This is a genomic window from Thioalkalivibrio sp. ALE12 (genome assembly GCF_000381105.1).
Taxonomy (GTDB): Bacteria; Pseudomonadota; Gammaproteobacteria; order Ectothiorhodospirales; family Ectothiorhodospiraceae; genus Thioalkalivibrio.
Window position 1 is genome coordinate 12229 of record NZ_KB905915.1, and the last position, 26284, is coordinate 38512.

Here is a 26284-nt window from a genome sequence, read left to right on the forward strand (position 1 = left end):
TCCGTGGCGGCCAAACCCGTTCAACCTTCCAGTCTTCCCACCATCCTGTAGACGCTTTTCCCTCGGTGCCGTAGCGGACTGAACGAGTGCCCGGGGGCTCAGTTGGTGAGGAAGGGGATGCGGTCCATCACGCGCCACAGGCCGCGGCGTTCCTCGCGTTCCAGTTCCACCGGCTCGCCCGCGCGCACGGCCACGGCCACGTCCGGATAGTTCAGCTCCAGCACGGTCATGGTGTTCTCGGCGTGATCGTCCAGGCCGAGCTCGGTGTAGGCGCGATGCAGCACGGCCAGGGCCTTGGGCATCACCTCGGCGCCGGGGTAGGTGGAGATGACGTTGCGGGCGCGCTGCGCGGCTGCGACCCAGGCGGTGCGTTCCATGTAGAACTCGGCCACCCGCAGTTCGTAGGCGGCCAGCGCATTGCGGATGTAGATCATGCGCTGGTAGGCGTCCGGGGCGTAGCGGCTGTCGGGGAACTCGCGGATCAGGCGGTCGAAGTCCTGGAAGGCCTGGTCGAAGGGCTCCGGGTCCATCTCGGCGGGGTCACGCGGGAACAGGTTGGCGAGGAAGCCCTGCTGGCGGTTGAAGTTGATCAGCCCGCGCAGGTAGTACGCATAATCCAGGTTCGGATGGCGCGGGTTCAGCTGCACGAAGCGGTCCACCGCGGCCAGGGCGGGTTCCGGCTCGCCGGCCTTGTAGTAGGCGTAGGGGATCTCGATCTGCGCCTGCTGGGCATAGCGCCCGAAGGGATAGCGCGCCTCGAGTTTTTCGTAGTATTCGACGGCCTGGTCGTAGTTGCCCTCGTTCAGGGCGTTCTTGGCCTCGCCGTAGAGCTGGCTGGCGGACCAGCCGAGCGTGGGGTCTTCGCGCCCGGCACAGCCGGCGACCACGAGCGCCACGATCAGAACGACGAGCAGGCGCGACAGGTGCGGGACAGAAATCACGGCGAGGCCTCACAGATGAACCGAAGTGCAGGGATTCTACAACATCAAGCCCCGGTGGCGACGAGCGGGAGGCCGCGCAATGAGTGAACCGCGGGAGGCCTGTCTGCCGGAAGAAGCGGCGGGACAGCGCCTGGATGCCGCGCTGGCGCGGCTGTTCCCGGAGTACTCGCGCAGCCAGCTGACCCAGTGGCTGAAGGAGGGCGCGCTGCGGGTGGATGGTGGCTCGCCCCGCCCGCGCACGCCGGTGCGCGGGGGCGAGCGGGTCGAGCTGACGGCGCCCGAGGCGCCGGTGCTGGAGGCCCGGCCCGAGGCCATTGCGCTGGACATCGTCTACGAGGACGCCGCGGTGCTGGTGGTCAACAAGCCCGCCGGGCTGGTGGCCCACCCGGCGGCCGGGCATCGCGACGGCACGCTGGTCAATGCCCTGCTGCACCACGCCCCGGAGCTGGCGCAGCTGCCGCGCGCCGGGGTGGTCCACCGCCTGGACAAGGACACCACCGGCCTGATGGTGGTCGCGCGTACGCCCGAGGCCCAGACCGCCCTGGTGCGCCAATTGCAGGCGCGCAGCGTACACCGCGAGTACCGCGCCCTGGTCCAGGGCCGAGTGATCAGCGGGGCCACCATCGACGAGCCGATCGGGCGTCATCCGGTTGATCGCAAGCGCCAGGCCGTGACCGCGGCCGGCAAGCCCGCAGTCACGCATTACCGTGTGGCGGAGCGCTTTCCCGCGCACACCCTGCTGAACGTACGTCTGGAGACCGGGCGCACGCACCAGATCCGTGTGCATATGGCACATATCCGCCACCCGATCGTGGGGGATCTGACCTACGGCGGCCGTCCGCGCCCGGTGAAGGGCATGGGCGACGCGGCGAAGGCGACGGTCGCGGCCTTCAAGCGCCAGGCCCTGCATGCGGCCCGCCTGGAGTTCGAGCATCCGGAGACGGGCGAGCCCTGCGCCTTCGAGGCCCCGCTGCCGGAGGATTTCGAGGCCCTGCTCGCGGCCCTGCGCGCCGATGCCCGGGAGGACGGGGATGTCTGAGGCCCTGCCGCTGTTGAAACCCGGGCCCGGGGAACTCCCGGCCGGGGTGCACGCGCTGCAGACGACCCGGACGGGTGGCGTCAGTACCGGGCCCTGGGCCGCGCTGAATCTGGCCCTGCATACTGGCGATGCCCCGGATCACGTGGCGGAAAACCGGCGCCGACTGGAACAGTCCCTGGGGTGCGCCGCGCCCATCGCCTGGCCGCGCCAGGTCCATGGGACGACCGTGATCACCGCCGATGCCCTGCAGGCGGCGTTGAAGGCGGGCGATACGCCCGAGGCCGATGCGGTGGTCAGCGACCGGCCGGGGGCGATCTGCGCCGTGCAGACCGCCGATTGTCTGCCCGTGGTGCTGGCGACAGTGGACGGCGCGGCGGTCGGGGTGGCCCACGCCGGTTGGCGTGGGCTGGCCGATGGGGTGCTGGAGGCCACGATCACGGCGCTGAATGGCCTGCGGCCAGGTGTGCCAATCCAGGCTTGGATGGGGGCTGCCATCGGACCCGTCGCCTTCGAGGTCGGGCCCGAGGTGCGCGAGGCCTTTCGGGCGCAGGATCCGGAGGCCGATGCCGCGTTTCGGCCCGGTGCCGGGGGGCGCCTGCTGGCGGATCTCTACCGGCTGGCGCGCCAGCGGCTGCAGCGGGCCGGTGTGGCGCAGGTCGCCGGCGGGGGCCGCTGCACCTTCACCGAGGCGGAGACCTTCTATTCCTATCGTCGCGACGGAGCGACCGGCCGCATGGGCACGCTCGTGTGGTTCGCCCCCGACCCCGCGCGATAGCCACCTGTCACTGCGAGGCCCTGCCAGGGGCCGTGGCAGTCGCTGGATGCACCCCGACGCTGGTTTCGCGGCGAGCCTCGGCTCTGGCCCCGCGCAGCGGTTTCCGCGCGTCTATCCTTGAAGCCGGGGGGATTGTCCCCAACGTTGGTGTCAGTTCAACAAGATTCGACCGAGGGGTTTCCCAATGCGAATGGATCGCCTGACCACCAAATTCCAGTCCGCCATCGCGGACGCACAGTCGCTCGCGGTTGGCCGCGACCATCAGTTCATCGAGCCGTCCCACCTGCTGCTGGCCTTGCTGGACCAGGAGGGGGGCACGATCCGTCATGTGCTCGACCGCGCCGGTGCCAACGTGCGCCAGTTGCGCTCCGCTTTGGGCGAGGCGCTGGACCGCCTGCCGAAGGTGGAAGGCGCCGCGGGCGAGGTGCATGTCTCCAATGACCTGGGGCGCATGCTGAACGTCTGCGACAAGCTCGCCCAGGAGCGCAAGGACCAGTACATCCCCAGCGAGCTGTTCCTGCTCGCGGCGATCGACGAGAAGGCCGGTGTCGGCGAGATGCTGCGCAACGCTGGCGCCAACAAGGACTCCCTGGAGAAGGCCGTGGAGGACATGCGCGGCGGGGCCCAGGTGGACGACCCGAACGCCGAGGAGAACCGCCAGGCCCTGGACAAGTACACCATCGACCTCACCGAGCGCGCCGAGCAGGGCAAGCTGGACCCGGTGATCGGCCGTGACGAGGAGATCCGCCGCTCGGTCCAGGTGCTGCAGCGGCGCACCAAGAACAACCCGGTGCTGATCGGCGAGCCGGGTGTGGGCAAGACCGCGATCGTCGAGGGCCTGGCCCAGCGTATCGTCAACGGCGAGGTGCCGGAGGGGCTCAAGGACAAGCGCGTGCTGGCGCTGGACCTGGGGGCGCTGCTGGCCGGGGCCAAGTACCGCGGCGATTTCGAGGAGCGCCTGAAGTCTGTGCTCAAGGAGCTCTCGCAGGAAGAGGGTCGCGTGATCCTGTTCATCGACGAGATCCACACCCTGGTGGGCGCGGGCAAGGCCGAGGGCGCGATGGACGCCGGCAACATGCTCAAGCCGGCCCTGGCGCGCGGCGAGCTGCACTGCATCGGCGCGACCACGCTGGACGAATACCGCCAGAACATCGAGAAGGACGCCGCGCTGGAGCGCCGCTTCCAGAAGGTGCTGGTGGACGAGCCCACGCAGGAAGACACCATCGCCATCCTGCGCGGGCTGAAGGAGCGCTACGAGGTCCATCACGGGATCGAGATCACCGACCCGGCGATCGTCGCCGCCGCACAGCTGTCGCAGCGCTACATCACCGACCGGCAGCTGCCGGACAAGGCGATTGACCTGATCGACGAGGCCAGCTCGCGCATCCGCATGGAGATCGACTCCAAGCCCGAGTCCATGGACCGGCTGGAGCGGCGCCTGATCCAACTGAAGATCGAGCGCGAGGCCCTGAAGAAGGAGTCCGACGACGCCTCGAAGAAGCGCCTGGGCACGCTGGAGGAGGAGATCGAACGCCTGGAGCGCGAGTACTCCGACCTGGAAGAGGTGTGGAAGTCCGAGAAGGCCTCGGTCTCCGGGGCGGCCCAGTTGAAGGAAGAGCTCGAGCGCGCCCGTACCGAGCTGGAGACGGCCCGCCGCGCCGGGGATCTGTCGCGTATGTCCGAACTGCAGTACGGGCGTATCCCGGACCTGGAGAAGTCCCTCGCCATGGCTCACGAGATGGAGAGCCAGGAGACCCAGCTGCTGCGCAACAAGGTCACCGACGAGGAGATCGCCGAGGTCGTCTCGCGCTGGACCGGCATCCCGGTCTCCAAGATGCTGGAGGGCGAGAAGGACAAGCTGCTGCGCATGGAAGAGGCCATTGGTGACCGCGTGGTTGGTCAGTCCGAGGCGGTGCGCGCGGTGGCCAACGCTATCCGCCGCTCGCGGGCGGGCCTGTCCGACCCGAACCGCCCGAACGGCTCGTTCCTGTTCCTTGGCCCGACCGGCGTGGGCAAGACCGAGCTGACCAAGGCGCTGGCCGGGTTCCTGTTCGACACCGAAGAGGCGATGGTGCGCATCGACATGTCCGAGTTCATGGAGAAGCACTCCGTGGCGCGGCTGATCGGGGCGCCCCCGGGCTACGTCGGCTACGAGGAGGGCGGCTACCTGACCGAGGCCGTGCGCCGCAAGCCGTACTCCGTGATCCTGCTCGACGAGGTCGAGAAGGCGCACCCGGATGTCTTCAACGTGCTGCTGCAGGTGCTGGATGACGGCCGCCTGACCGACGGGCATGGCCGCACCGTGGACTTCCGCAATACGGTGATCGTGATGACCTCCAACCTGGGCTCGCAGCAGATCCAGGAGATGGCCGGCGAGGAGAACTACGCGGCGATGAAGGGCGCGGTGATGGAGATCGTCGGGCAGCACTTCCGTCCCGAGTTCATCAACCGTGTGGACGACGTGGTGGTGTTCCATCCGCTGGAGCGCGAACAGATCCGCGCGATCGCCGATATCCAGCTGCAGTACCTGCGCAAGCGGCTGGAAGAGCGCGACCTGGGCCTGACCATCACCGACGCCGCGCTGGATCACCTGGGGGCCGCGGGCTTCGACCCGGTCTACGGGGCGCGCCCGCTCAAGCGGGCGATCCAGACCCAGCTGGAGAACCCGCTGGCGCAGTCGCTTCTGGCCGGCGAGTTCGGCCCCGGAGATACCATCGAGGTGGACATGGCCGGCGAGCAGCTGGCCTTCACCCGGGCGGCGGCCGCGGCCTGATCCGTCCGGTATCCTGCGACATCGACAAGGCCCGCCCGGTGCGGGCCTTTTTCATGCCGGGTCCGCGCTGCGACACAATCGCGGGCCTGGCGCAACGGGACGCGCGCCGCGCGCGCCGAGGGGGGTGGGCATGCCGCATTTGCGGGTCGAATATTCACAGGACCTGGCTGCGGGGCCGGAGGTGGCTGCCTGGCTGGACGCCCTGCACGCGGCGGCCTGCGCTTCGGGGCTGTTCCCGGCGTCGCATATCAAGGTCCGCGCCCACCCGGTGTCGCAGTATCGGGTCGGGGGCGAGGTGCGGCCTTTCGTGCATGTCGAGGTGCGTCTCAAGTCCGGCCGTTCGCTGGCGCAGCGCCAGGCGCTGAGCGAGGCCGTCCTGCGGGCCCTGCAGGACCGGATCGGGGAGGCGGTAATCACCGTCGAGGTGACCGAGATGGAGGCGGCGAGCTACGCGCGGCACGATCCGCAGGACGGAGACCGGGACCGCCCGGATTGAAATGCCGGTGTGCGTGGCGAGCCGGGCGTTCCGGACCGCTACACTCGGGGGGAGGAAAGACGGAACGGGATGTTCGTGATGGCGGTGGTACGGGTGGTTGCGGTCCTGGCGCTGGGGTTCGTGCTGGCGGGGTGTTCGCTGCTGGATGCGCGCGAACAGCTCGCGCGCATGGGCGGGGCCTGTGTGATCAGCGGCACGGTGGGACCGGACGCGACGGCGTCCGAGGCGGGTCGGACGGGGCCCTATATCGTGGCGGTATTCCGCGAGTCGGTCGGTGGCGCCGGGGTGCCCGAGCCGGTGGACCATGTGGTCAGCGCCCAGGGCGGGAGCTGGTTCTTCGGGCTGGAGCCGGGTCGCTATCGTGTGCTGGCCTTCCGCGACGAGGAGGGTGACCGGGCCCATCCCGCCGGTGCCCCGGTGCAGTATGTGGCCGGCGGCGATCCGCTGGACTGTGGCCCCGGCGGGCGGCTGACCGGGATCGAGATCCGCGTGAACGGGGACCATCGCCTGGCCCACCCGGTTGCGCTGCCGGCCACACGCGGCCTGGTGGGTGCCGAGGGCGCCAGCGACCTTCCGCTGAGCCTGGGACGGGTGACCGCCTTCGGCGCGATAACCCACCTGGACGACCCGCGTTTTGCGTCCGAGGTGGCCCGCGGCAGCCAGTGGCGACCCCTGGACTTCGTGATGGACGGTTACGCGGGGGTGTACTTCCTCGAGCCCCATGACCCGACGCGGACGCCGGTGCTGTTCGTGCACGGGATGAACGGCTCGCCGCGGGACTTTGCCGGGCTGCTGGAGGTTCTGGACCGCGAGCGTTATCAGCCGTGGTTCTACTACTACGCCTCCGGGTTGCCACTGCAGTCGGCGGCCGCGCACCTGGCACAGGTGGTGGAGGAGCTGGAAGTGCGTCACGGGGTCGAGTCGCTACCGGTGGTGGCGCACAGCATGGGCGGGCTGGTGGCGCGGGGGTTCCTGAACGAGCGAGCTCGGCGCGAGGCGGCGGCACCGGTGCCGGTTATGATCACCCTGTCCACGCCCTGGGCCGGGCACGAGCGGGCGCAGCAGGGGGTGGATCGCTCGCCGGTCGTGATCCCGGTCTGGCGCGACATGGCCCCGGGCAGCGACTACCTGGAAGGCCTGTTCCCGCATCCGGGCGCGGGGGCAGGCGAGTTGCATCTGGTGTTCGGCTACCAGCGCGGCGAAGGGGGTGCGCGCGCGACCGCGGACGGGGTGGTGACGCTGGCCAGCATGCTGCACCCGCCGGCCCAGCGCGAGGCGGCCTCGGTCTTCGGCGTGGCGACCACGCATGCCGGCATCCTGTCGCATCCGCTGGCGCTGGAGCGGGTCGAGGAACTCCTGTCCCGGGTGGAGGATCGGTAATGGCTGCGCCGCGGCGGCCTCTGCACCGCGACGGGGCAGCGGGATCGGCGTAGTCTGGGGCCACCCGGCCGCACTTCGAGCGGGCGGCGGTTTAACGGGGAACGCGATGCAGTTGTTCGAGTGCGAGTTCTGTGGGCAGGGGGTGTATTTCGATAACACCTACTGCACACGCTGTGGCCACCGGCTGGGGTTTCTCCCGGATCGTCTGGAGGTGTCTGCCCTGGCGCCGGCGGGAGAGGCCACGGATGCCCGCGGGCACCCGGTGCCTGGCGGATTGTGGCGGGTGGCGGACGAGCCGGACGGGGCACTGTACCGCCAGTGTCGCCACTATGCGGTGGACGCGGTCTGCAACTGGATGGTGCCGCACGGCGACGCCGACCCGTTCTGCCGGGCCTGCCGCCTGAACCGGACCATCCCCGACCTGAGTGTCCCCGGCAATGCACGTCTGTGGGAGCGCCTGGAGACGGAGAAGCGGCGCCTGGTCTACGGGTTGTTGCGTCTGGGCCTGCCGGTGGTGCCGCGACGTGATGATCCCAAGGGGATCGCATTCGACTTCCTGGCCGATACGGCCCCCGAGTTCCGCGAGGGCGGTGGCGTGGTCACCGGCCATGCGAACGGGCTCATTACCCTGAATATCGCCGAGGCCGACCCGGCGGTTCGCGAGCGCATGCGCGAGGCGATGGCCGAACCCTATCGCACGATCCTCGGCCATTTCCGCCACGAGTCCGCCCACTACTACTGGGACCGCCTGATCCGCGATACCCCCTGGCACGCCGCCTTCCGCGAGCGCTTCGGCGACGAGCGCGCGGACTATGACGAAGCCCTGCGCCGCCATTATGCCGACGGGCCGCCCGCCGAATGGCAGGCCTCGTTCGTCTCCGCCTACGCCAGTTCGCATCCCTGGGAGGATTGGGCCGAGACCTGGGCCCACTACCTGCACATCGTGGATACCCTGGATACCGCGTCCGCCTACAACATGGATATCGTGCCCGGTGCCGGCCCGTCAGCACGGCTGGGTGCGCAGGGCGATGCACCGGCCTTCGACGCCTATGCCGCGGCCGATTTCGATGGACTGATGGAACACTGGCTGCCACTGGTCAGCGCCCTCAACAGCCTCAACCGCAGTATGGGGCATCCGCATGTCTATCCCTTCGTGTTGACGGCCGCCGCCATCGCCAAGCTGGCGTTCGTGCATCAGGTCATTCAGGATTTCCGCACGGATTGTCGTGCCGCGCTGGCGGGTGCCACCGGTACCTGAGCGCACGCCGGGGGCGCGCGGTCCGGCGCGCCCGCCACTCATGCGAAAGGACGCCCGATGTACAACGTTGCCACCCGTGGCCCATTCAAGGGGCTGAATCCGCGCGTCGCGCCGCTGGCGCTGATCCTGGTGGTCATCATCGCCCTGCTGGGGGTGTATCGCACCGAGCAGCTGGGTGCGGTGGTGGGCGATGCGCGTACCTTCGTGACGCCGCTTCTGGAGTGGTACTACGTGGTCGTCATGGCCTTCTTCCTGGTGATGGTGGTCTGGCTCGGGGTCGGGCGCTACAAGAACGTGCGCCTGGGGCGTGACGACGAGGTTCCCGAGTTCACCACCCTGTCGTGGCTGTCGATGCTGTTCGCCGCGGGCATGGGCGTGGGGCTGTTGTTCTGGGCGGTGGCCGAGCCGCTGTCGCACTACGGCGGGAACCCGTTCCTGATCGAGAATGGCGACCGGGCCGCGGCCGCGGACATGTCCATGGTCCTGACCTATTTCCACTGGGGTCTGAATGCCTGGGGCGTGTTCGCCCTGCTGGCCCTGATCCTGGCCTACTTCGGGTTCCGAAAGGGCCAGCCGCTGGCCCTGCGCTCGGCCCTGCACCCGCTGATCGGCAAGTACAGTCACACCTGGCCGGGGGACCTGGTCGACCTGTTGGCGATCATCGCCACCGTCTTCGGGATCGCGACGACGCTGGGCCTGGGGATCCAGCAACTGGAGTCCGGACTCGCGCACACCGTTGGGATCTCCCTGGAGGGGGACCGCGGACTACTGATGCTGACCGCGCTGCTGACCGTGATTGCGATCGTGTCCGTGGTGACCGGGATGCAGGCCGGGGTGCAGCGGGTCAGCCAGGCCAACCTCTGGCTCAGTGTCGCGCTGCTGGGGCTGCTGCTGGTGGCGGGGCCGACCCAGTACCTGCTGGCCCTGGTCGTGCAGTCCAGCGGCAGCTACCTGCAGAACCTGCTGGGGCTCTCGCTGTACACCCACGCCCACCATATGGACGAGTGGCATGCCGACTGGACGGTCTTCTACTGGGGCTGGTGGCTGGCCTGGGCGCCGTTCGTCGGGCTGTTCATCGCGCGCATCTCGCGCGGCCGCACGCTGCGCGAGTTCGTGATGGGCGTACTGCTGGTGCCGACCCTGATCACCTTCTTCTGGCTCGCGCTGCTGGGTGGCACCGCTTTGCATGCCGAGGTCGAGGGCATCGCCAATATCGCCGAGCGCGTGTCCGAGGACCTGACCATGGCGACCTTCGCCACCATGGAGACCCTGGAGCCCTGGCTGATTGCGAAGACGGGGGCGATTCTGATCACGATCCTGATTGCGACCTACCTGCTGACCTCCGCCAATGCCGGGATCGTGGTCATCAATACCCTGCTGGCCCATGGATCCACCGAGCACCGGGCGATCCACCTGATCCTGTGGGGGGCGATGATCGGGCTGGTGACCGGGGTCCTGCTGCTGGCCGGCGGGCTGGAGGTCCTGCAGAACGCGGTCATCCTGGCGGCGCTGCCGTTCTCGCTGGTGATGCTGATGATGGTGGTCGGGCTGATGCGCGGTCTGGAGGACGAGCGCTACGCGCCGCGTCCGGGCGAGCACACGGTCGCGCCCAGCGAGCCGTGGACGATCCCGCCGGACCGCGTCCACGAGGACTTCGACGTGGACGACGACGCCCCCGAGGCCCGCGACGAGGACGACCGCCGGGTTCCCTGACGGCCCCGGTCTTCCATCACGGCAAAAACCGTAAAGAGCGATTAACAGGAAGTTGGGAAGACAGGAAGAATGAATGGTTGGAAACCCCTTGCGCTTCGCGGTGGGTGTTCAGGGCTATGCATCCAATGCACCTAAATCCAAATAGATCCTTCCGAGCTTCCCTTCTTCCTGTGAATGCTCTTTGGTTTTTCGGGCGCTTGGTGGTGAGCCGCAGGAAAGGCCCGCGCATCCTGCGCCCACTTTCGGGTGGGCGGGGCTTGCCGTAGCCTGTGCGCCCATCGTCAACCGAACCGCGAGAGAAGCCCCATGAGCGATACCCTGCAGTTGTCCGGCGAGCTGATCCAGAAGGTCCAGGAGGTTCTGACCGAGGTGGATCCGAAGGCGCAACAGCCCATCGTGGCCGTCCAGTACCTGAGCGCCATTACCGGGTTCATGGTCGCGCAGATGCCGGAGTCGGTGAACGAGCGCAAGGAATACCTGAAGCAGCTGTCGCAGTTCACCGAGTCGGTGTTCGTGGACGTGGAGAGTCGCAAGCAGGCCGCGCCGCCGCCGCAGGAAGCCAGCGGCGTGTGGCGCCCCGGCGACAACTGATCCGGGCTGGCGGCGCGCCGGCGTCAGCCGTTGTCGCCGCCTTCGCCCCGGTCCTTGCGCATCTGGCGCAGCATGGCTTCCTGCTCGTTGAAGCTGGGCATGCGCCGCTTGCCGCCCACGTCGCGGTCACGGTCGCTGGCGCCGGCCTGGCCGGACTGGCCCGGCTTTTCGGCGTCCTTGATGCGCTGATACTCCTGCAGTTCGCGGCGGGCATCCTCGTCGCTGGTGTAGCGGCCGCGGTAGTCCTGCGGCGGCTTGTGTCCCTTGCGCAGGAAGACCTGCTTGCGCAGTTCCTTGTTGTAGTCGGTGACCCGGCGGTCGATCCACCACAGGTCCACCAGCGCCCACAGCACACCGGCGCCCAAGGGTAGCAGCCACCAGAGGGCGGGTACGAAAAAGGCCAGGGCCAGGGTGATCGCGGTGAGCGCCAGGAAGCCGGCGCCGCCCAGCGGTTCGCGCAGGTAGAAGCGGTGCAGGCCCAGCGGGAACAGGACCCACGCGGCGTAGGCCGCGGGCCGGGTGCGCATCTCGCTGGCGAGCTTGGCATTGATGGACTGCAGGCCGCCGCCCTCCAGGTCCAGTTCCTTCCAGGCCTTGCTCATCCCTGCCTCCGTTGCGTTCACGTGTAGCGCCACGGTAGCCGCAACCCGGGGCGCGGGGCGATTGTGCGGGTGCCGCGCGAGGGTTTTACCGGCGCTGCGTCAGCCCTCTTCGCGCGTGGGGTCGCGTTCCAGCAGGCGGCGCACGGTGTCGCGCACCGGGCGGCCCTGGTAGAGCACGGCGTGTACCTCGGCGCAGATCGGCATCTCCACCTCCAGTGCCTCGGCCCGCACCACGGCGACCCGGGCCGTCTCCACGCCCTCCACCGACTGGCCGACCCGTGCGCGGGCGGTCTCGAGGTCCACCCCCTCGCCCAGCATCCGCCCCAGGCGGCGGTTGCGCGACTGGTTGTCGGTGCAGGTGAGGATCATGTCACCCAGCCCGGAGAGGCCGGTAAGGGTGGCAGGGCGGGCGCCCACCGCGGCGCCGAAGCGCTGGATCTCGGCCAGCCCCCGGGTCATCAGGGCGGCGCGGGCATTGGCGCCGAACCCGGCGCCATCGGCGATGCCCGTGGCCACCGCCAGCACGTTCTTCAGGGCCCCGCCGAGCTCCACGCCGATGACGTCGGTGTTGCGGTACAGACGCAGGGAACGCCCGTGCAGCGCCTCCACCAGGCGATCCATATGGCCTTCGTCGGTGGAGGCCACGGACAGCGCGGTCGGTTGCTCCTGCGCGACCTCGGCGGCGAAGGAGGGGCCCGAGATCAGGGCGGGCGGGTGTTCCGGACCCAGTTCCTGCTCGGCGATCTCGTGCAGCCAGGCGCCGGTGGCGGTCTCCAGGCCCTTGGTGGCCCAGGCCACCACCTGTCCGCGCGCCACCCGCGGGGCCAGCCAGCGCAGGGTCGCGCGGAAGGCGCCGGAGGGGACGGCGATCAGGACCAGATCGCGGCCGTCGACGATCGCGGGGTCGGCGCTGACGCGGAGGTTGTCCGGGAAGCGGTGGCCGGGGAGGTAGCGGGCATTCTCGCGCTCGGCCTGCAGGCGCGCGGCGGTGTCATCGCCGCGTACCCACAGGGCCACGTCGGCATGCAGCCGCGCCGCATGCAGGGCCAGCGCCGTGCCCCAGCAGCCGCCGCCGAGGACCGCGATGCGCATCCTAGGAAACCCCATGCTTCATGTACGCGCTCGCGTCGGTACGCCAGGTCCTTCGGGGGCCTGGCGTCAGGCCTGCTGGCTGGGCGCGGTCTGCTCGCCGCCGGCCTGCTGCTTCTGCTCCTGGAGGTGCTGGGCGTACAGCGACTCGAAATTCACCGGCTGCAGCAGCAGCTGCGGGAAGCCGCCCTTCAGGACCAGGTCGGCGACGGTTTCGCGGGCGAACGGGAACAGCACGTTGGGGCAGTAGGCGCCCAGCAGGTGATTGCGCTGGTCCTCGGGGAAGTTGCGCACGATGAAGACGCCCGCCTGCTTGATCTCCACCAGGTAGGCGGTCTTGCCGTCGGACTCGGTGGTCACGGTCAGGCCCAGTTCCACTTCGAAGGCCCCGGCGGCCTCGTCGATCGGGCGTGCGTTGGTGTTCAGCTGGATGTTGGTCTCGCCCTTCCACTCGCGCATGAACACCTCGGGGGAGTCCGGCGCCTCGAACGAGAGGTCCTTGATGAAGACCTTCTGAATGGAGAAATCGGGGCGGTCGTTCTGTTCGCCCTGGGCCGCGCCGTTGCCGCTGTTGGGGGAGTTCTCTTCAGCCATGGTGTTCTATCTCGCAGTCGTCTTGAATCGGGGCATTGTAAGGGGGTGCGCGCGCCTTGCGGGTGCGGTGGCCGGAAGCGCTGCCCGGTGGTGCGGGCGCTGCCGGTTATCCGGGACTGCCGGCGGCTGTCGGCTCGACCCCTGCCGCGGCGGCCAGGCGCGCCAGCTCGCCACTGCTGTCCATCGCCTGCAGTTCGTCGAAGCCGCCGATGTGGGTCTCGCCGAGGAAGATCTGCGGGACCGAGGTGCGGCCGTCGGCGCGTTGCTCCATCTCGGCACGCAGGCCCGGTTCGCGGTCGACGGCGTATTCCGCGAACGGATAGCCACGCTGGTTGAGCAGGCGCCGGGCCAGCAGGCAGAACGGGCAGCGCCCGCTGGAGTAGACCTCGAACTGCATTACTTCTTCTTGATGGGCATGTTGGCCGATTGCCAGGCCTGGATGCCGCCCTGCAGGTTGACCACGTCCTCGAACCCGGCCGCTGTTAGCTGCTGCGCGGCGCTGGCGGAACGGTTGCCGCTGCGGCAGTAGACCACCACGGGCTTGTCCTTGTACTTCTCGATGTCGCCCATGCGCTTTTTCAGGCTGCCCAGCGGGATGTGCTTGGCGCCTCCGATGCGGCCGGCCGCGACCTCGCTGTCCTCGCGTACGTCCAGCACCAGGGCGTCGTCCTGGTTGATCACGCGCACCGCCTCGGCCGGCGACAGGGAGCGGTACTTGCGGTTCAGGCGTCGGAGTTCGACGAACAGGATCATCCCGATCACCGCCAGCAGGGCGCCGGTCAGGATCGGGTGATTGGCGAGAAATTCGGGCAGGCGTTCAAGCATTCGGGAGACCGGATCGGAGGGGTGATTGTCAGGAACTGCAGAAAACGTCCTGCATCATACCGATCAGGCGCAGGGTCCGGGAGTCCCCCACGCGGTAGTAGACCCGGTTGGCATCCTTGCGCGTGGCGAGGATGCCCTTGTCGCGCAGGATGCCCAGGTGCTGCGAAATGTTGCTCTGCGAGGTCCCGACCTGGTCGACGATTTCCTGTACGCTGATTTCGCGATCGCCGAGAATGCAGAGGATCTTCAGGCGCAGCGGGTGGGACATGGCCTTGAGCGAGCGCGAGGCCCGTTCGATATCCTCGTCCTGGGACATCAGGCCGTCTTCGACGGACAGATCGTCTTCAACCGTTTCGTGGCTCACGGCATACCTCTCTTGCGAGCGAGGGAAATCCTCGCAACCGGGTCAGAATATAAGAACCTAAACGTACCCCGATATGCGAATCTGCGCAATCCTGAGTCATCCATATGGCCTCCGTGCCCCGTTCTGGTGCGCGGTACTGGCCGGTCTGCTGCTGGCCCCGGGGGCCCTGGCGCTGGAACCCGAGGCCGAACTGCGCGAGACCCGCGAGGCGATCCAGGACCTGGAACGCACCCAGGAGGAGCGCTACGCGGCCTTGCAGGAACTGGAGGCCCTGCTGGCGGATGCCGCGCGCGGGACCGAGGACTCGCGCCGCGAGTTGCGCGAGCTGGCGCAGGAGCGTTCGCGCCAGGAGGCGGTCGTCGCCGACCAGGAGGCGCGGGTGGAAGAGGCCCGGGAGCACCTGGAGACGGAACGCCGCGCGGCGGCCCGGCTGGTGCGCGACCAGTGGCAGCGCGAACGCCACGTCGGGCGCCTGAACGGGCAGGGAGGGGGCGATCGCCACCATGTGGCGTTCGCCGTGCGTATCCGCGAGGCCCGGGAGCAGGCGCTGGAGTCGTTGCGTGACCGGATCGAGGGGCTGGAGGCGGAGCGCGAGGCCCTGGCGCGGGAACGTGCGGTCCTGGCGGAACAGGAGGAACAGGCGCGCGCCGCGGTCGCGGATCTGGAACGCGAGGAGGCGCGCCAGCGCCAGGCCATGGCGGAACTGGAGGCGGCCATCGAGGACGAGGCACTGGAGCTGGAACGCCTGCAGCGCAACGCGGAGACCCTGGAGGCGGTGATCGAGGAGGTCGAGGCGCGCAGCGCGGCGCGCGCCGAGGCCCCCGGGGACTCCGCCCCCGCGCAACCCGACGTGGCCTTCGCCGAGCTGCAGGGCGAACTCCCGCGGCCGGCCGACGGCCGGGTAATCCGCAGCTTCAATGATTCCCGTGGCAGTCGCCTGCGCTCGCGCTGGCGCGGCACGGTGCTGGAGGTCGAGAACGGCGCGGCGGTGCGTGCGGTGCACTACGGGCAGGTGGTCTACGCCGACTGGATGCAGGGCTACGGGTTCCTGGTGATCGTGGATCACGGCGAGCGCTACCTGACGCTGTACTCCAATGTGGAGGAGATCCTGGTGGCAGAAGGCGCAACGGTGGGCGCTGGCGAGCAGCTGGCCGTGGCCGGCGCGGGTAGCGAGGCGATCGCGCCCGGACTCTACTTCGAGATCCGGCATAACGGCGGACCATTGAACCCCGAGGGCTGGTGGCCCTCTCAGTAGACAGAGAGAAGTGAGACCGGGGTCCGGCAAAAGGCGGATGGAGCGCCTGCATTCAGGCGCCCATCACATTGCCGGTGCTACCATCCTCACACTGATCACCTCACGTAACGAGGAAAGGTAATGAGCAAGTCTTGTCGCACCGGATACGCCCTGATCGTCGGACTGGTCGTCGGGGTCATGCTGAGTGTCTCGGTGGCCGTCTACGCCGACCGCGACAATGGCGCGCAATCCGCCCTGCCGGTGGAGGATCTGCAGCGCTTCACCGACGTGTACATGCGCATCAAGCGCAATTACGTCACCGAGGTCGACGACAAGGACCTGCTGGACAACGCGATCCAGGGGATGCTGTCCGGTCTGGACCAGCACTCGGCCTACCTGGACGAACAGGACTTCGAGGACATGCAGGTCGGCACCTCCGGTGAGTTCGGTGGCCTGGGGATCGAGGTGGGCATGGAAGACGGGTTCGTCAAGGTCATCGCGCCGATCGACGACACCCCCGCCAGCCGTGCCGGGATCGAGGCCGGTGATCTGATCATTCGCCTGGACGGCGAGTCGGTGAAGGGCATGTCGCTGTCCGACGCGGTCGCCAAGATGCGCGGCGAGAAAGGGTCGGATATCACCCTGACCGTGCTGCGCGATGGCGAGGACCGGCCGATGGAGATCACCATCACCCGGGATGTGATCCAGGTGCAGAGCGTGCGCTCCGAGATCCTGGAGGACGGATTTGGCTATGTGCGCATCAGCAACTTCCAGCAGCGCACCGCGCGCGATCTCGTGCGGGCGGTCGAGGACCTGCAGGAGCAGGGCGAGCTGAAGGGTCTGGTGCTGGACCTGCGCAACAACCCGGGCGGCATCCTGAACGGGGCCGTGGGAGTCTCGGACGCGTTCCTCGAGGACGGCCTCATCGTCTACACCGAGGGCCGTCTGGAGGACTCGCAGTTCCGTTACCAGGCCTCGCCGGGCGACGTGCTCAAGGGCGCGCCGATGGTGGTGCTTGTCAATCGCGGTTCGGCCTCGGCTTCGGAGATCGTGGCGGGCGCGCTTCAGGACCACAAGCGGGCCGTCGTCATGGGCCAGAACACCTTCGGCAAGGGCTCGGTACAGACCATCCTGCCGCTGACCCAGAACACCGGGATCAAGCTGACCACCGCGCGCTACTTCACGCCCGAGGGTCGCGCGATTAACGAGGACGGCATCGAGCCGGACATCCGCCTGCAGCAACTGGTGGTGCAGCGCAGTGACAGCGAGAACGGCGGCGCCCGCATGGGCCGGGACGGTCTGCCGGAGTCGGTGGACGCGGATGACGAGGACAATGGCGAGGCCCTGGCCGAGCGCGACTACGGCCTGAGCGAGGCGCTGAACCTGCTGAAGGGCCTGAACTTCTACAACCGCCGCTGAGCGCGGCGGGGTCGCGATCGACGGAGAACCGATGCCGAACGTACTGGTGCCCCTGGCTGCCGGGGCCGAGGAACTGGAGGCAGTCACCATCATCGACCTGCTGCGCCGCGCGCAATTCGAGGTCACCGTGGCCGGGCTGGAGCCCGGGCCGGTGACCTGCTCGCGGGGGACGGTCATCCAGCCGGATACCACCCTGGACCAGGTGCTGGATGCGGCCTTTGACCTGATCGTCCTGCCGGGTGGCCTGCCGGGGGCCAATCACCTTCGCGACGATGCCCGGGTGCAGGGGCTCCTGCGGGCGCAGGCCGAGCGCGACGGCTACCTGGCGGCGGTTTGCGCCGGACCCAAGGCGCTGGCCGAGGCCGGCCTGCTGGAAGGCCGGCGCGTGACGGCCTTCACCGGCGCGCTGGACGATGCCGGCATCCCGTCCACCGGCGCCCCGGTGGAAGTGGATGGCCGCCTGATCACCGGCCGCGGCCCGGGCGCCGCGATGGACTTCGCCCTGACCCTGATCGAGCAGCTCGCCGGCCGCGACGCCCGCGACGACGTCGAGGGCCCGTTGCTGCGCCCCTGAATCCTCTACCCCGAGGCGCGCCAAGGCACAAGAAAGGTCAAGAGCGATTTACAGGAAGGTGGGAAGACAGGAAGAAATTCTTGTTGAATGATGCGGTGGTAATCGCAATGCCCTGAACCCCTTCAAACCTTCCCGTCTTCCTGTTGACGCTTTTTCCCTTGGTGCCTGCGTAGTGCGATCGCCTTTCGGTTACCCCACAGTGGCGTAGCGGGTGGCGCTGCCCAGCCAGCGTTCGATCAGGGCGCCGGCGCGGGCTGGGTCGTTCTCGATTCGTGCGGCCAGTGTGGTGGCCTCGTCCAGCAGGTCCTGGTCGCGGGTCCAGTCGGCGACGCGGAAGCTGCGATCGCCGGTCTGGCGCGTGCCCAGCAGTTCTCCCGGCCCCCGCAGTTTCAGGTCCACCTCGGCGATCTCGAAGCCGTCGTCGGTGCGGCGCATCGCCTCCAGGCGCTCGCGCGCGGTCTCGCCCAGTGGCGGGCGGTAGAGCAGTACGCAGGCGGAGGCGGTATTGCCGCGCCCGACCCGGCCGCGCAGCTGGTGCAGCTGCGAGAGCCCCATGCGCTCGGCGTTCTCGATGATCATCAGGCTCGCGTTGGGTACGTCCACGCCGACCTCGATGACCGTGGTGGCGACCAGCAGGTCGATTGCCCCCGCGCGAAAGCGCTCCATCACCGCGTCGCGCTCGGGGCCCTTCATGCGTCCGTGGGCCAGGCCGATGGTCAGTTCCGGCAGCGCCTCGCGCAGGCGTTCGGCGGTGGTCTCGGCGGATTCCGCCTCCAGTTGTTCCGACTCCTCCACCAGCGGGCAGACCCAGTAGGCCTGGGTGCCGGAGCCGCAGGCGGCGCGGATGCGCTCGATGACCTCGTCGCGGCGCTCGTGGCTGATCAGCGCGGTGCGTACCGGCGTGCGCCCGGGCGGGCGCTCGTCGATCACCGAACTGGCGAGTTCCGCATACAGGGCCATGGCCAGGGTGCGCGGGATGGGCGTGGCGGTCATGATCAGCTGGTGCGGCATGTACCCGTTGCCCTTGTCGCCCAGGGCCATGCGCTGGTGGACGCCGAAGCGGTGCTGCTCGTCGATGATCGCAAGCCCCAGGTGGTGAAAGCGGACCTCCTCCTGGAACAGGGCGTGGGTCCCGATGGCGACCTGCCGCTGGCCCGCGGCCAGCTCGGCGAGCAGCTGGCCGCGTTCGCTCGCGGTCTGGCGTCCGCCCAGCCAGGCGATCGCAATCCCCAGCGGTTCCAGCCACTGGGCGAGGTTGCGCCCGTGCTGGCGCGCCAGCAGCTCCGTGGGGGCCATGAAGGCGACCTGGAAGCCGGCCTCCACCGCGGCCAGTGCGGCCGCGACTGCCACCAGGGTCTTGCCCGAGCCCACATCCCCCTGCACCAGCCGGTTCATCGGTTGCGGTCGCGCCAGGTCGGCGAAGATCTCGGCGGTCACGCGTTCCTGCGCGCCGGTCGGCGCGAACGGAAGCTGTTCGCGCAGTTGCTGCCACAGCGCCCCGGGCGGCTGGATGACCGGGGCGCCGCGCGCGTCCTGTGGGGTCCGGCTTTGCTGCATGCGTGCGAGCTGGTGGGCGCACAGCTCCTCCAGCGCCAGGCGGGTGCGCGCCGGGCTGCGGTTCTCCGCGGTATCCAGTTCGCCCAGGGCATCGGCTCGCGCCGGGGGATGGTGCAGCTGTTCCAGCGCGGCGTGCAGCCCGGGCAGGCCCTGGCGGGACAGCTCCGGCAGCAGATCGGGCAGGGCCTGCATGCCCGGCAGGGCGTGCGTCACCAGCTGGCGCAGCAGCTTCTGCGAGATGCCCTCGGTGGTCGGGTAGATCGGGGTCAGGTGCGATTCCAGCGCGGGCGGGGTATCCCCCACGGTCTGGAGCTCCGGATGCACGCATTCCAGCGCCCCGGGCAGGCCGCGCGGCTCGCCGAAGGCGCGGATGCGCGTGCCGGGGGCCAGGCGCCGTTGCTGGTTGGCGCCGAAGTGGAAGAAGCGCAGCAGGATCTGTGCCTGGTCGTCGGCCAGGGTGACCACCAGCATGCGCCGGCGGCGGTGCACCACCTCGGCATGGGTGACGCGGCCCTCGAACAGCGCGGCCAGGCCCGGGCGCAGCGCGGCAATTGGGGTCAGCCGGGTGCGGTCCTCGAAGCGCAGGGGCAGGTGGAACAGCAGGTCCCCGGCCTGTGTCAGGCCCAGGCGTTCCAGGCGCTCGGCCACCGCCGGGCCGACACCCTTCAGGGTGGTCAGCGGGGCCTGCAGGTCCACCGCAGGGGCTCGCGTCGGGTGCTCAGCCGCGCGGGCACCAGGCGATGGCATCCATCTCCACCTGGGCGCCCTTGGGCAGGGCGGCCACGCCGATCGCGGCGCGTGCCGGGTAGGGCTCGCCGAAGACCTCGCCCATGATTTCGTTGACCAGCGGGAAGTGGGTCAGGTCGGTCAGGAAGATGTTCAGCTTGGCGATGTCCGCGGTGCTCGCGCCCGCGGCCTCCAGGACGGCCTGGAGATTGGCGAATACCTGGCGGATCTGGTCCTCGATGCCGCCGCTCACCAGTTCCATGGTGGCCGGATCCAGCGGGATCTGGCCCGACAGGTACAGGGTGTCGCCGGCGCGCACGGCCTGGGAATAGGGGCCAATGGCGGCCGGGGCGTTATCGGTCTGGATGATCTCGCGGGACATGCGGGCTCCTTGTTCGGCCGGATAGATTGTCGCGGATGGCGCCATTCTACTGATCCGGACGCTCGTGTGGGGTGTCCGCGGACTCGGCAGACCGGGGCGCGGACGGATACACTGCGCGGCACACGGACAACGACACAGAGGAAGCAGGCAATGACGGGATACGCACTGGCGAATGTGCTGCATGTACTGGCGGTGGTGATCTGGGTGGGCGGCATGTTCTTCGCCTACATGTTCCTGCGCCCGGTGGCGGGGCAGCAGCTCGAGGGCATGCCCCGGCTGAAGCTCTGGGAGGGCGTGTTCGCCCGTTTCTTCCCGTGGGTCTGGGCCTCGGTGCTGGTGATCCTGGCGACCGGCTTCTACATGATCTTCGGCGTGTTCGGCGGCATGGGCGACGTCCACCCCAGCGTGCATACCATGCTGCTGCTGGGTCTGATCATGATGGCGATCTTCGCCCATGTGTTCTTCGCGCCGTTTCGCCGCATGCGCCAGGCCATTGCCGCGGATGACGCCCAGGAAGGCCTGCGCCGCCTGGGGCAGATCCGCATCCTGGTCGGGATCAATACCCTGATCGGCCTGGCGACGATCGTGGTCGCCTCGGGCGGGCGCCTGCCGCTCTAATCTGCATCCCCTGGCGGGGGCACAGGACGGCCGGTCCGTCCGGCCCTCCAGACCAGTCGTGGCGGTTCGGGCGGCTCCAGCAGCACGGCGGCGTTCTGGCCGAATGTCTCCAGCCAGCGCGCGAGCAGGTGTTCGGGCAGGTCCGCGATCGCCAGGCCCGGCTCGTCCGGCCAGTGGCCCAGGGGATCGCGGTTGCAGGCCGGCCAGGCGCGCAGGCCCTGTTCCGTCACGGCTCGCTCCAACCGCTGCTGGCGTTGCTGGTTTTCTTCCTCGGTGAGCGGCTGGCTGCCCGGGTTGCAGGCGGTCAGCACGACGAGGCGGTGGGTGCCATGCCCCGCCATCCAGGCCGCCACCTCATCGGCCGCCCGGTCGATGCGCAGCACCCATGAACCGTCCGCGGTCTCCACGCAGTACCGCGCCTTGCGGTAGGCCTGTTCCAGTTCAGCCCGTCGCGATCTGGTTGGGGCGCATTCCGCGCGCCCCGGGGCGGGGTCGGCAGCGTCAGCGCTTGTATTGGTGGACATCTCGCGGCACCCTCGCGGCTGGATCGTGCAGATGCGATCGATCAAACAGGGGGAACGGGATGCGCGTCAAGGATGCGACAGCGGTTTGCGGGGTTTCGCCGGCAACCGGCCTGCGTGCGTATGGGGCGTGGCCCGTATCCTTGGTGGCTTGAGCAGCCATGCCCTCGCGTCCTGTCGTCCCCGGTCTGACCAGTGCCTTTGTCGTGGTGCTGTTGCTGGTCGCGGTAGTCGCCATGGCCAGCTGGCTGCGCGTGCAGCAACTGCAGTACGACGTCCAGGCCCTGACCGAGGAATACGTGCAGAAGGTGGATCGCGTGCACCGCATGCGCAGCCTGGTACGCGAGCGCATGCTGCGCGCCTCGCTGGTCATCAGCGCCGAGGATCCGGCCCTGCAGGACCGCTACCAGCGGGAGTTTCGCGAACTGGCCGAACGTTTTCTGGAGGCCCGAGCGGGTGCCGAGCTGCTGGCCCGGACCCCGCGCGATGCCGCGTTGCTGGCGGAGCTGCGCGAGCTGACCGCGACCGGGGCTCCGATCCTGTCCGAACTCGTGGACGTCGCCCTCGCGGGTGGGCGCAACGAGGCGCTGGCCCTCCTGTATGCCGAGGCGATGCCGGTGCAGGAGGAAGTCCTGGAACAGATGGAAGCCATCCTGCAGGCCTTCGAGCATGACAACGAGGAGGCGGTGGCCGCCATGGCCCGGCGTCACGAGCAGGCGCAGCAGATCACGCTGATCGCCACCGGCATCACGGTCCTGATCATGCTGCTGATGTGGGTGCGCGTGCGCCGGCGGATCTGGCGCGATCATGCCGCGCTGCGCCAGGAGCTGGAGAGCCGCCAGCAGGTCGAGGCCCGTCTGCGCGAGACGCAGGCCGGGCTGGAGGCCGCCGTGGCCCGGCGCACCGCGGCGTTGCAGGAGACCACCGAGCGCCTGGAAGAGGCGCAGCGGATCGCCGGGGCCGGCTACTGGGACTGGGATATCCGGGGTCAGCGCATGAACTGGTCGTCGCATGTCTTCGAACTGTTCGGTCTCGATCCGCGCACCGAGAGTGCCGGCTTCGAGGCGTACATGCGCGCCATCCACCCGGATGATCGCACCCGCGTGCGGCGCGCGACCAACGAGGCCCTGGACCGCGAGAATTTCTACCGGGTGGATCACCGGGTCGTGCGCCGGGACGGCGGGGTCCGCCATGTCCGGGTGGAGGGCGAGATCGACCGTGATGCCGAGGGGCGGGCCGTGCAGGTGCTGGGCATGGTGCGCGACATCACCCGCGACAAGGCCTCGGAGGAGCGCCTGTGGCATCAGGCCCACCACGACTCTCTGACCGGCCTGCCCAACCGCAGCCTGTTGCAGGAGCATCTGCAGCAGGCCCTGCGCCGGGCCCAGCGGACCGGCACCGGGCTGGCCCTGGTGGTCTGCGATCTCGACGGCTTCAAGCCGATCAATGACCGCCTGGGGCATGACGCCGGGGACGTGATGCTGGTGACCGTGGCGCGGCGCCTGCGCGAGGGGGTGCGGGAGAGTGATGTGGTCGCCCGCGTGGGTGGCGACGAGTTCGTGTTGCTGCTGGAGAATATCCGTGATCCCGATGCCGTCACCGGTGTCGGCCTCAAGCTGATCGAGCGCTTCGAGGAACCGGTGGAGGTGAACCGCGAAGCGGTGTACGTGGGCCTCAGCATGGGGGCGGCGCTCTATCCCGGGGACGGCGACGACGCGGAGACCCTGCTGCAGCGTGCCGACCGCGCCATGTATCTGGCCAAGGAAGAGGGTGGCAGCCGTATCGTGCTCTACCACGAGTGTCCCGAGGCGGCGGTGCGCGCAACCGATCTGGCGCTGCGCCGGCGGGGCGCCCTGGGGTGCGGGCTGGAGGACCCGTCCGCTCGCGACTGAACCGGTGCTATTGCCGCAGCCGGGCGGCGAAGGCCTCCTCGGCGAGGGGCTCGCTGAACAGGAACCCCTGAAAGCGCGTGCAGCCCAGCGCCAGTAGCTGGTCCCGCTGCTCGGCGTGTTCCACGCCCTCGGCGATCACGTCCAGCTCCATGTTGCGGGCGATGTCCACGATGTTCTCGATCAGGGTCCGGTCGCCACCGGCCAGCAGCCCCTGCACGAAGGACTTGTCGATCTTCAGTTCGTCCACCGGCAGATCGCGCAGATAGGCCAGCGACGAGTACCCGGTGCCGAAATCGTCCAGCGCGATGCGCACGCCGAGGGTCTGCAGCGCGCCCAGCTTGGCGATCGCATCCGGCAGGTCGCGCAGCAGTCCGGATTCCGTGACCTCCAGGGTCACGGCGCTGGCGTCGACCCCGTGGTGGCGCAGGCGGGCCTGGAACTGGTCGACGAAATCGGGGCGCGAGAGTTGCCAGGGCGACAGGTTCAGGGCCAGGCGCGGCGGGCGCAGCCCCGCCTGCTGCCACTGCGACAGGCGTTCCAGGGCATGGTCCAGGACCCAGTTGCCGATGCCATGGATCAGGCCGGTCTCCTCCGCAACCGGGATGAACAGGTCCGGCGCAACCGCGCCCAGCTCCGGGTGCCGCCAGCGCAGCAGGGCCTCGGCGCCGATCAGGCGTTCGGCGGCATCGAGCTGGGGCTGGTAGTGCAGGTCCAGCTGGCCGCGCGCCACTGCCTGGCGCAGGCCGTCCTCGACCTGCAGGCGGGTATGGGCCTCGTCCTGCAGGGCGTGGCGGTAGAACTGTACGCCGCCGCGTCCGGCGCGCTTGGCCTGGTACAGGGCGATATCGGCGTGGCGCAGGGCATCGGCCGAGCTCTCGCCGGCATCCGGGTAGCACACGCAGCCGAGGCTGGCCCCGACCCCGAAGGTGCGCTCGCCGATCACGATGGGTCGCTGCAGGGCCTCGAGGATGCGCTCGGCGATGGCGTGCAGGTCGGACTCGAGCGCCTCGCGGGCCCCTTCGCGGGGGGGCAGCACCACGGCGAACTCGTCGCCCCCCAGGCGGACGATCAGCGCATCCTCCGGGGCATGGCTGCGCAGTCGGTCGGCAACCGCCCCCAGTACGGTGTCGCCCACCGCGTGACCGAGGGCATCGTTGATGGTCTTGAAGTGATCCAGGTCGATCAGGATCAGCCCGCCGTGCAGGTCGCCGGCGACGGCCTCCTCGATATGCCGGGTCAGGTCGTCATGCAGGCGGGTCCGGTTGGCCAGCCCGGTCAGGGCGTCGTGGTAGGCCAGCGCGTGGATGTGCTCCTCGGTATGCAGGCGTTCCAGCTCGGCGCCCGCGCGGTCGGCCATGATCCCGAGGATCTCCATCGCCTTGTCGACATCCTCGACCGGATGGCGGTTAACCATCGCGATGTGCCCGAGCAGCGTCCCCTGGCTGTCCAGCAGCGGGGCGCCGAGGTAGCTCTCGGCATCCATCTCCACCAGCATCTCGTCGCGCGGGAAGCGTTGTTGAACATCGCAGGGATAGATACAGGTGCCGATCTCCAGCACGCGTTCGCAGGGGGTCTCGGCCAGGTCATAGCGAAAGTTCTCGACGATACGCCCGTGGGCGCACAGGGCGACGGTCTCGACCACACCGGACTGGTCCGGGGCTTCCGTGCCAATCAGGGCATAGTCGGCATCGAACAGGTTGCTCAGCTTGAGCACCAGCTGCTGGAAGAACTCCTCGCGCGAGCGTGCCTGCAGGCCCTCGGCGATCAGGCGCAGGGCATCCTCGCTGCGGTGCGCGGCGGTCACGTCCTCCTGCATCACGATGACGTCCTGTACCTCGCCCTGCGCATCCTGCAACGGGTAGATACAGCCCCGGAGCCAGCGTTCCCCGGGCGGGCCGGAAGGGCCTGCCTCGCTCCCGGTGTTGGCAGGCGTCGGCGGGGTGTAGGCCAGCGGGCCGATCTCGCGGTAGTGCCCGCGCACGGCATCCGCGAGCGGCTCCAGGAGCTTCTGGTCGATCGCATCCGGGCGCTCGAGGACGTTCCCGCCCGGGCGGGAGGCGTCACTGCCATGCATGCGTTCCCAGGCGGCATTGGTCTGGCGGATCTCGCCTTCCGGCGTGAGCACCTGGATGCCGATGGGGGACTGCTCGACCAGCGCGCGGAAGCGACTCTCGGAGTCGCGCAGGCGTTCGCCGGTCTCGCGGTTCAGTACCAGACTCATCATCACCACCATCACCACGTAGCCGAACGGTGCGAGCTGCGGCATCTCCAGCGCGCCGGCACGGGCGAGCACGCCCTGGATGGTGAACAGCACGAAGACCCCGATCCCGCCCAGCAGGAGCAGGGTGGTGGCCTGACGGTGGCGGCGGTAATGCCGGATCAACGTGACCAGCGCGAAGCCGAACACCAGAAAGACCGCGAGGACGCCGAAGCCGAACCAGGGACTGATCGTGCCCACGGCCAGGGCCACGTTCTCGCCCCAGGGCAGCTCGAGGATGCGCAGCTCCTCGATGTGGCGGTACTGCATGCTGTAGGGCTGCAGCGTGTTGACCACCCAGGTGATGCCCAGCAGTACCAGCAGTCCGGTCATCAGGCCGCGTGCGGGCGTCCGCGTATGGGCCGCGACGAAGGCGGCGAACAGGACGTAGAACGGGGCAAGCAGGTAGATGTTGAGGGTAAGGGCGCGGATGTAGGCCGCGATGCTGTCGGCCTGGTAGGTCTGGGCCGAGCCGATGGCGACCACCACCATCAGGGCGCACATCGTGGCGAACAGGCGGTGCTCGGTGCGCCGCGCGCTCTGGCGGCTGTGCAGCAGGTGGCTCAGGCTGGCGTAGGCGGCCAGGCCGGCGGCCAGATAGAGCGACGGCACCAGGACCCCGTTCATCGATGTCCCTTTGCGGTTTCCGCGCGTCGTAACATCC

Annotated in this window: 24 protein-coding genes; 13 read left to right on the plus strand and 11 right to left on the minus strand. The window is 69.1% G+C overall.

Annotated features, from left to right (window positions below):
• Nucleotides 1-98: 98 nt before the first annotated feature.
• The gene (locus F614_RS0112285) at nucleotides 99-941 is read right to left on the minus strand and encodes an outer membrane protein assembly factor BamD (protein ID WP_019558979.1); all 843 of its coding nucleotides are present in this window, start codon (nucleotides 939-941) and stop codon (nucleotides 99-101) included.
• Nucleotides 942-1020: 79 nt separating this feature from the next.
• Here F614_RS0112285 and rluD point away from each other — a divergent pair, with 79 nt between their 5' ends.
• The 8 genes from rluD (at nucleotide 1021) to F614_RS0112325 (ending at nucleotide 10966) form a co-directional block, all read left to right on the plus strand.
• Nucleotides 1021-1980, plus strand: coding sequence for a 23S rRNA pseudouridine(1911/1915/1917) synthase RluD (gene rluD, locus F614_RS0112290; protein WP_019558980.1), 960 nt, complete (start codon nucleotides 1021-1023; stop codon nucleotides 1978-1980).
• Entirely contained in the window at nucleotides 1973-2755 is a 783-nt protein-coding gene (gene pgeF, locus F614_RS0112295; RefSeq protein WP_019558981.1) for a peptidoglycan editing factor PgeF, read from the plus strand. The genes rluD and pgeF overlap by 8 nt, the downstream gene beginning before the upstream one ends.
• Nucleotides 2756-2945: 190 nt before the next feature.
• The gene (gene clpB / locus F614_RS0112300) at nucleotides 2946-5528 is read left to right on the plus strand and encodes an ATP-dependent chaperone ClpB (protein ID WP_018875859.1); all 2583 of its coding nucleotides are present in this window, start codon (nucleotides 2946-2948) and stop codon (nucleotides 5526-5528) included.
• Nucleotides 5529-5658: 130 nt separating this feature from the next.
• On the plus strand, nucleotides 5659-6024 hold the full coding sequence (locus F614_RS0112305) for a 5-carboxymethyl-2-hydroxymuconate Delta-isomerase (RefSeq protein WP_017940398.1): 366 nt from the start codon (nucleotides 5659-5661) through the stop codon (nucleotides 6022-6024).
• A 69-nt stretch (nucleotides 6025-6093) separates the two neighbouring features.
• Nucleotides 6094-7404, plus strand: a complete 1311-nt coding sequence (locus F614_RS0112310) for a triacylglycerol lipase (RefSeq protein ID WP_018882748.1) — start codon at nucleotides 6094-6096, stop codon at nucleotides 7402-7404.
• 106 nt (nucleotides 7405-7510) lie between these two features.
• The gene (locus tag F614_RS0112315; protein ID WP_018880143.1) at nucleotides 7511-8662 is read left to right on the plus strand and encodes a putative zinc-binding metallopeptidase; all 1152 of its coding nucleotides are present in this window, start codon (nucleotides 7511-7513) and stop codon (nucleotides 8660-8662) included.
• Nucleotides 8663-8719: 57 nt separating this feature from the next.
• Entirely contained in the window at nucleotides 8720-10375 is a 1656-nt protein-coding gene (locus tag F614_RS0112320) for a BCCT family transporter (protein WP_019558982.1), read from the plus strand.
• 306 nt (nucleotides 10376-10681) lie between these two features.
• Nucleotides 10682-10966 carry a hypothetical protein gene (locus F614_RS0112325; RefSeq protein ID WP_018867151.1) on the plus strand — a complete coding sequence of 95 codons (285 nt, stop codon included), beginning with the start codon at nucleotides 10682-10684 and terminating at the stop codon, nucleotides 10964-10966.
• A gap of 23 nt (nucleotides 10967-10989) precedes the next feature.
• Here the strand turns inward: F614_RS0112325 and F614_RS0112330 are convergent, their stop codons facing one another.
• From F614_RS0112330 to F614_RS0112355, 6 genes are all read right to left on the minus strand, one after another.
• On the minus strand, nucleotides 10990-11568 hold the full coding sequence (locus F614_RS0112330; RefSeq protein ID WP_018867152.1) for a hypothetical protein: 579 nt from the start codon (nucleotides 11566-11568) through the stop codon (nucleotides 10990-10992).
• 99 nt (nucleotides 11569-11667) lie between these two features.
• Complete coding sequence (locus F614_RS0112335; protein WP_019558983.1) at nucleotides 11668-12660, minus strand: NAD(P)H-dependent glycerol-3-phosphate dehydrogenase; 993 nt, start codon at nucleotides 12658-12660, stop codon at nucleotides 11668-11670.
• 66 nt (nucleotides 12661-12726) lie between these two features.
• A complete protein-coding gene (secB, locus tag F614_RS0112340) occupies nucleotides 12727-13251 on the minus strand; it encodes a protein-export chaperone SecB (RefSeq protein ID WP_018867154.1) in 525 nt (174 codons plus the stop codon).
• 106 nt (nucleotides 13252-13357) lie between these two features.
• Nucleotides 13358-13648 carry a glutaredoxin 3 gene (gene grxC / locus F614_RS0112345; protein ID WP_018881631.1) on the minus strand — a complete coding sequence of 97 codons (291 nt, stop codon included), beginning with the start codon at nucleotides 13646-13648 and terminating at the stop codon, nucleotides 13358-13360.
• The gene (locus F614_RS0112350) at nucleotides 13648-14076 is read right to left on the minus strand and encodes a rhodanese-like domain-containing protein (RefSeq protein WP_018867156.1); all 429 of its coding nucleotides are present in this window, start codon (nucleotides 14074-14076) and stop codon (nucleotides 13648-13650) included. The genes grxC and F614_RS0112350 overlap by 1 nt, the downstream gene beginning before the upstream one ends.
• Nucleotides 14077-14104: 28 nt before the next feature.
• Nucleotides 14105-14440, minus strand: coding sequence for a helix-turn-helix transcriptional regulator (locus tag F614_RS0112355; protein ID WP_018867157.1), 336 nt, complete (start codon nucleotides 14438-14440; stop codon nucleotides 14105-14107).
• Nucleotides 14441-14513: 73 nt separating this feature from the next.
• Here F614_RS0112355 and F614_RS0112360 point away from each other — a divergent pair, with 73 nt between their 5' ends.
• From F614_RS0112360 to F614_RS0112370, 3 genes are all read left to right on the plus strand, one after another.
• A complete protein-coding gene (locus tag F614_RS0112360; protein ID WP_019558984.1) occupies nucleotides 14514-15695 on the plus strand; it encodes a murein hydrolase activator EnvC in 1182 nt (393 codons plus the stop codon).
• A 120-nt stretch (nucleotides 15696-15815) separates the two neighbouring features.
• A complete protein-coding gene (locus F614_RS0112365; protein ID WP_018867159.1) occupies nucleotides 15816-17093 on the plus strand; it encodes a S41 family peptidase in 1278 nt (425 codons plus the stop codon).
• A 31-nt stretch (nucleotides 17094-17124) separates the two neighbouring features.
• Nucleotides 17125-17667, plus strand: coding sequence for a DJ-1 family glyoxalase III (locus tag F614_RS0112370; RefSeq protein WP_019558985.1), 543 nt, complete (start codon nucleotides 17125-17127; stop codon nucleotides 17665-17667).
• A 189-nt stretch (nucleotides 17668-17856) separates the two neighbouring features.
• Here the strand turns inward: F614_RS0112370 and recG are convergent, their stop codons facing one another.
• Both recG and F614_RS0112380 read right to left on the minus strand, forming a co-directional pair.
• Entirely contained in the window at nucleotides 17857-19971 is a 2115-nt protein-coding gene (gene recG / locus F614_RS0112375) for an ATP-dependent DNA helicase RecG (protein WP_255349508.1), read from the minus strand.
• Nucleotides 19943-20332: a RidA family protein gene (locus F614_RS0112380; protein ID WP_018878288.1), complete on the minus strand. Its 390-nt coding sequence runs from the start codon at nucleotides 20330-20332 to the stop codon at nucleotides 19943-19945. The genes recG and F614_RS0112380 overlap by 29 nt, the downstream gene beginning before the upstream one ends.
• Before the next feature lie 150 nt (nucleotides 20333-20482).
• On the opposite strand from F614_RS0112380, the gene F614_RS0112385 reads away from it, so the two are divergent.
• On the plus strand, nucleotides 20483-20950 hold the full coding sequence (locus F614_RS0112385; RefSeq protein WP_018875849.1) for a CopD family protein: 468 nt from the start codon (nucleotides 20483-20485) through the stop codon (nucleotides 20948-20950).
• Here the strand turns inward: F614_RS0112385 and F614_RS14025 are convergent.
• Entirely contained in the window at nucleotides 20947-21474 is a 528-nt protein-coding gene (locus F614_RS14025) for a DUF3293 domain-containing protein (protein WP_038032887.1), read from the minus strand. The genes F614_RS0112385 and F614_RS14025 overlap by 4 nt on opposite strands.
• Nucleotides 21475-21632: 158 nt before the next feature.
• Between F614_RS14025 and F614_RS0112395 the strand changes: the two genes are divergently transcribed.
• Entirely contained in the window at nucleotides 21633-23363 is a 1731-nt protein-coding gene (locus F614_RS0112395; RefSeq protein ID WP_018882742.1) for a diguanylate cyclase domain-containing protein, read from the plus strand.
• 7 nt (nucleotides 23364-23370) lie between these two features.
• Here the strand turns inward: F614_RS0112395 and F614_RS0112400 are convergent, their stop codons facing one another.
• Nucleotides 23371-26247 carry an EAL domain-containing protein gene (locus F614_RS0112400; protein WP_019558987.1) on the minus strand — a complete coding sequence of 959 codons (2877 nt, stop codon included), beginning with the start codon at nucleotides 26245-26247 and terminating at the stop codon, nucleotides 23371-23373.
• Nucleotides 26248-26284: the final 37 nt, after the last annotated feature.

What these genes read in the sequence shown, in the direction of transcription:
- grxC (WP_018881631.1), bottom strand. Translation starts at nt 13,648, where the DNA reads ATGCAGTTCGAGGTCTACTCCAGCGGGCGCTGCCCGTTCTGCCTGCTG.
- F614_RS0112380 (WP_018878288.1), bottom strand. Translation starts at nt 20,332, where the DNA reads ATGTCCCGCGAGATCATCCAGACCGATAACGCCCCGGCCGCCATTGGC.
- F614_RS0112365 (WP_018867159.1), top strand. Translation starts at nt 15,816, where the DNA reads ATGAGCAAGTCTTGTCGCACCGGATACGCCCTGATCGTCGGACTGGTC.
- secB (WP_018867154.1), bottom strand. Translation starts at nt 13,251, where the DNA reads ATGGCTGAAGAGAACTCCCCCAACAGCGGCAACGGCGCGGCCCAGGGC.
- F614_RS0112385 (WP_018875849.1), top strand. Translation starts at nt 20,483, where the DNA reads ATGACGGGATACGCACTGGCGAATGTGCTGCATGTACTGGCGGTGGTG.
- F614_RS0112350 (WP_018867156.1), bottom strand. Translation starts at nt 14,076, where the DNA reads ATGCTTGAACGCCTGCCCGAATTTCTCGCCAATCACCCGATCCTGACC.
- recG (WP_255349508.1), bottom strand. Translation starts at nt 19,971, where the DNA reads ATGCCATCGCCTGGTGCCCGCGCGGCTGAGCACCCGACGCGAGCCCCT.
- F614_RS0112400 (WP_019558987.1), bottom strand. Translation starts at nt 26,247, where the DNA reads ATGAACGGGGTCCTGGTGCCGTCGCTCTATCTGGCCGCCGGCCTGGCC.
- rluD (WP_019558980.1), top strand. Translation starts at nt 1,021, where the DNA reads ATGAGTGAACCGCGGGAGGCCTGTCTGCCGGAAGAAGCGGCGGGACAG.
- F614_RS0112335 (WP_019558983.1), bottom strand. Translation starts at nt 12,660, where the DNA reads ATGCGCATCGCGGTCCTCGGCGGCGGCTGCTGGGGCACGGCGCTGGCC.
- F614_RS0112310 (WP_018882748.1), top strand. Translation starts at nt 6,094, where the DNA reads ATGTTCGTGATGGCGGTGGTACGGGTGGTTGCGGTCCTGGCGCTGGGG.
- F614_RS0112315 (WP_018880143.1), top strand. Translation starts at nt 7,511, where the DNA reads ATGCAGTTGTTCGAGTGCGAGTTCTGTGGGCAGGGGGTGTATTTCGAT.
- F614_RS0112325 (WP_018867151.1), top strand. Translation starts at nt 10,682, where the DNA reads ATGAGCGATACCCTGCAGTTGTCCGGCGAGCTGATCCAGAAGGTCCAG.
- F614_RS0112305 (WP_017940398.1), top strand. Translation starts at nt 5,659, where the DNA reads ATGCCGCATTTGCGGGTCGAATATTCACAGGACCTGGCTGCGGGGCCG.
- clpB (WP_018875859.1), top strand. Translation starts at nt 2,946, where the DNA reads ATGGATCGCCTGACCACCAAATTCCAGTCCGCCATCGCGGACGCACAG.
- F614_RS0112330 (WP_018867152.1), bottom strand. Translation starts at nt 11,568, where the DNA reads ATGAGCAAGGCCTGGAAGGAACTGGACCTGGAGGGCGGCGGCCTGCAG.
- F614_RS0112395 (WP_018882742.1), top strand. Translation starts at nt 21,633, where the DNA reads ATGCCCTCGCGTCCTGTCGTCCCCGGTCTGACCAGTGCCTTTGTCGTG.
- F614_RS14025 (WP_038032887.1), bottom strand. Translation starts at nt 21,474, where the DNA reads ATGTCCACCAATACAAGCGCTGACGCTGCCGACCCCGCCCCGGGGCGC.
- F614_RS0112320 (WP_019558982.1), top strand. Translation starts at nt 8,720, where the DNA reads ATGTACAACGTTGCCACCCGTGGCCCATTCAAGGGGCTGAATCCGCGC.
- F614_RS0112360 (WP_019558984.1), top strand. Translation starts at nt 14,514, where the DNA reads ATGCGAATCTGCGCAATCCTGAGTCATCCATATGGCCTCCGTGCCCCG.
- pgeF (WP_019558981.1), top strand. Translation starts at nt 1,973, where the DNA reads ATGTCTGAGGCCCTGCCGCTGTTGAAACCCGGGCCCGGGGAACTCCCG.
- F614_RS0112370 (WP_019558985.1), top strand. Translation starts at nt 17,125, where the DNA reads ATGCCGAACGTACTGGTGCCCCTGGCTGCCGGGGCCGAGGAACTGGAG.